Genomic DNA, 1,485 nt, shown 5'->3' with positions numbered 1-1,485 from the left:
AAGCGAAAACGGCCACAGATTCATCAGCGAGTGCCAAGCCGGTATTATCATGCTGTGGATCCAAATCAACTGCTAGCTCAGACGCTAGCTCTGAAACGACATCTACAGGTAAAACAACCACGAGGACTATGCAAAATGCTGGCGTGAAAATGACAGCGATTAAATCAGAGTCAGTTAATTCAGGATCGATATTGAGCCCGATGACAGCAGCGCAATCAATCGGTGGCAGCCGTTCGCAAGTAAAGCAAAGCAGTTGCTGTAGTAGTAAAGCTGCGGATAAACCAGCCGAGTCTGCACCTGCTGCCTGTTGCAGCACAAAAGCAAAAGATGACCTAATAAAAGACGAAACACCAGCTGCAACCGTTACATCAAGTTGCTGCAGTAGCAAAGCTGAGCCAAAGGTCGAAGCGATATCGACAAGCTGTTGCAGCACAGCAACGACAGTAAACCCTGCAACAAGTGAAAGTAGTGATGAAGCAAGCTGCTGTGCATCGACTCAAGATATGGCAACAGAGTTGAAGCACAACAGTGTATTCAGCCGTGTGTTATCGGGTTTGCATTACGCGGCAACGGATTTGGTGAAAGACACTACCTTGTGGTTACTAGTCGGGTTATTTTTTGCCGCCATCGTGCAGACTTATGTACCAGCTGACTTTTTAGTTAAATGGGGCGACGGCATTCTGGCGATGCTAGTGATGGTATTGGTGTCGATCCCAATGTATATCTGTGCCACTGCTTCAACACCGATTGCTGCCGGTTTGTTATTGGCAGGGGTGTCACCTGGCGCAGTACTGGTATTTATGATGGCAGGCCCTGCAACCAATATTGCAACCTTAGGCGTGGTGACTAAAGAGTTAGGCAAGCGTGCACTATATGGTTACTTAGGTGGCGTTATCGGTGTGGCGTTAGTTTTTGGTGTACTAGTTAATTACTTAGTGGATACATTTGGTTTTGAAGTGATGCCGCAGATTGGCGAAGAGCATGCTTTATTACCGCAAGGTGTAGTAGCTATATCAGGTATCGTGCTGGCGGTGTTAATGGCCAAAGTCTTGTGGGACATGATCCCAAAAGGCAATAAAGAGAAAGGCTGTTGCTCATAAGTTAAGCCAAATGGGTTAATCAAAGCGAGTTAAATGCATATGAAAGCCAGTGATAGATGTCACTGGCTTTTTATCAGGGTAAAATATTGCGGATGGCCCTGTTAACATTAGAGCTAGTTAACAATAGTACTAGGTAAAAATAGCGTTGAGTTTTTCGGCAAGCCTTAATGTTTTCCAAATCGCGGTAAACTTTCGATGATACCGCCATTTGGGTTACATTTAACCGTTTTCCACCTTTCATCGTCTTTAATTTAAATGTAATACCGTTGCGCAGCGCGATCTTAAGTTTTAACGGAACTGATTTTATCTGCCCAAGTCGACATTTGCGCTAGGCTTTTACCATTCGCTAGTTGGTTTATTTTCTGTTGAGTCGTTTGGGATAAAG

1 protein-coding gene is annotated in these 1,485 nt (G+C 44.8%); it reads left to right on the top strand.

Going from position 1 to position 1,485, the window contains the following annotated elements; translation table 11 throughout:
• A partial coding sequence (locus CXF78_RS00260; protein WP_102035659.1) for a permease occupies window positions 1-1,100 on the top strand: 1,100 nt, incomplete at its 5' end.
• Window positions 1,101-1,485 lie beyond the last annotated feature (385 nt).

It is taken from the genome of Shewanella sp. 11B5 (assembly GCF_002836795.1).
Taxonomy (GTDB): Bacteria; Pseudomonadota; Gammaproteobacteria; order Enterobacterales; family Shewanellaceae; genus Shewanella; species Shewanella frigidimarina.
This window is presented reverse-complemented; position numbering and strand designations above follow the sequence as displayed.